The organism is Dethiosulfatibacter sp. (assembly GCF_983023055.1).
The window spans coordinates 1-2,556 of sequence record NZ_CEZJXU010000386.1 but is presented as its reverse complement, the minus strand read 5'-3'; the positions used below and the strand labels follow the sequence as shown (position 1 = coordinate 2,556).

The 2,556-nt window shown below is 35.0% G+C and carries 4 protein-coding genes; all 4 read left to right on the top strand.

Features of this window, described 5'->3' with window-relative positions; genetic code table 11:
- A partial coding sequence (locus AC3AX0_RS11405; RefSeq protein WP_487550406.1) for an accessory gene regulator ArgB-like protein occupies positions 1-522 on the top strand: 522 nt, incomplete at its 5' end.
- Positions 523-628: 106 nt separating this feature from the next.
- Positions 629-1,927, top strand: a complete 1,299-nt coding sequence (locus AC3AX0_RS11400) for a sensor histidine kinase (protein ID WP_487550405.1) — start codon at positions 629-631, stop codon at positions 1,925-1,927.
- 43 nt (positions 1,928-1,970) lie between these two features.
- The gene (locus tag AC3AX0_RS11395; RefSeq protein WP_487550404.1) at positions 1,971-2,096 is read left to right on the top strand and encodes an AgrD family cyclic lactone autoinducer peptide; all 126 of its coding nucleotides are present in this window, start codon (positions 1,971-1,973) and stop codon (positions 2,094-2,096) included.
- 207 nt (positions 2,097-2,303) lie between these two features.
- On the top strand, positions 2,304-2,556 hold a 253-nt coding region (locus AC3AX0_RS11390; RefSeq protein WP_487550403.1), incomplete at its 3' end, for a hypothetical protein.

Below are 2,556 nucleotides of genomic sequence, written 5' to 3'. Positions count from 1 at the left end.
GATAATGGGGACCACAGCAAAATTGTTTATGGAATGGAAGTTCTTAAGACTGCAGCAATACAGCTAGCACTTATCTCTGCTACAGGCATCATATTTGGAGACTTCCTACTTGCATTGTTTTTCTTCATCGGTTTTGGTTTGGTAAGGACCTTTGCCGGTGGATTTCACATGGATACAATCTTCAAATGTTCTTCCATAACACTTGTTTTCCTTCTCGTGTCAATGTTTGTTTCGGAATACATCTATTATTTTGGGAACATCTATATTGTAAATACAATAGTGATTATGGCATCCTTTGTCTTGTACATAAGATATGCACCTGTGGAAAACTACAACAAGAGCCTTGGTGTAAAAGAAAAGGCGAAATTCAGGCAACGATCGATCCTTGTAGTCATGGTGCTGTACATAGCTATAGTTTGCGAACTTCTTTTCGTCACAAGCTACAACAGCTATGCCACTGTATTGAATATGGGGATGATGTTTGAATCCCTGACTCTTCTTCCTTTGGATCTCGGCTCATGACAACAGCTGCTATAAATTTTATTAATTGCGAATTTATATTGAACCTTGGTTGCCACTGATATATAATCCTACTTAATTGATTAATCATTTTAGGAGGTTTCATAATATGTCAATTGGTGAGTTTATACTTGAATTTTCGACCAGTCTTTTTGACTTGGCGGCCATTTTTTATTTAATAACCACAAATTACAAGAAAAAGGATGAATGGAGCAAGGTGAATATTGCCGGTATTGTCCTTTTCACACTTCTTATGGTCATGATGAATCATTATCTTGGTCATGACAGCTTCCTGGCCACAATAATTCCAATATTGGGTATATATATTTTATCTAGATATTCATATGGTGTCGGGCTAATCAGGTTCTTTCTGGTTTTTCTGTTGTTTGTAGCATATCTTATTTTGACGGAATTTATTGTTATCACCTTCCTTACCGGATATTTCAAACTCAACCAGAGCATACTAATGGAATACAATATATACAGGATATACTACGGCATTATTAGCAAAATCATAATGATTATACCGGTTTATCTAACAGGAAAAGTCCTTTCAAAGGAAAGGATTGAGCTTTCACCTATAGTCATTATGACTGTGGTTATATTATTGATAAATTTTGTGTCGTCTATGTTCGGTCTTAAACTATACTCTAATAGCGCCATTCAATCTGTCGGGGCAACAGGCAATTTGACAATAATAATGCTTTCCATGGCTTTATTGAGTCTTTTCATTATTGTATTCACTAGGTATATTATGAAGATTGAAAGAAAGAATTTTTTGTTTGAAGCTTCTGAAAAGGAATACAAAAACATGGTCAACTACATGGGTGAAATCGAAAGCCTCTACAACGATTTGAGGTCCCAGAGACACGACTATATAAACCATGTTGAAACTATTAAGGGGCTCATCGATAACAAGGACATATCCAAAGCGGGAAATTATGTAGGAGAAATTATATCAGCAGAAGCAAGTGAATCAATGAAGCTCGACATTGGCAACAGTCTGGTCAATTCAATCATAGGCTACAAAAAAAGGGTTGCTGAAGGAAAAAATATCGATTTCAAATACGATGTGAAGATACCTCCGAAGCTGGGTATAAGGGATATTGACATTACCATCATTCTCAGCAATGCCATTGACAATGCCATTGAAGCATGCGAAAGGCTTAAAGACGTCCGTTTCATAGATGTTTATATGAACTATGGAATGGGAAAACTCAAGATCAAGATAAGCAATTCTTTTGATGGAGAATTCATAAGTGATGACAAGGGTTTTGTAACTAGTAAGGAAGACGCTGAAAGACATGGTATTGGACTTCAAAATATGGAGAGGGTAGTAGAGAAATATGATGGAATCATGGAGATCCTGCCAGAAGGAAATGAGTTCATACTTGAAATCATGATATAAGCATAATGTATTTATATAAATTTAAAACTTTCAGGAGGTTAGCGTGAAAAAAACATTATCATCAATATTTCTAGTACTGATTTTTGTTGCAGCAAAATATGCTGCCAGTAGCTGTAGTGTGTTTGGTATTTATCAGCCTAGAAGGGAAGAGACAAAATCAAACAATTAGAATAACAAAAAATATCCTCTATTAAGGTATATATTAAGGCGGATGTTTTTTTATTCGGATGAAAAATGAAGGAATTGAAATCTAGATTTTTTAATGCAAATTTAATAAATATGAACATTTTTTCACTTTATTTAAGTAGTCAAATAATGTACAATATCTATAGTCGGGAATTATAGGAGGTAGAGCAGACTATGTCTGCGAGACGATATGAATAATAAAACAAAGATAATAATTGCAGTAGTGGCAGTAGTGATTATAGGGGCGGCAATATTCTTAGTCAGTGGAAACAATACAATGGCGAATATGACGGCTATGGAAAAACTTGAAGCATCAATGGAGAAGCAGGTTGAAATCAAGAAGGTTGATATGGATATGACCATAGGTCTTGGTTTTGATATTGACGAGACAGTTGAAGGTGTTGATACCTCAATGTTAAATGTAATTGAGGACATTGAATTTG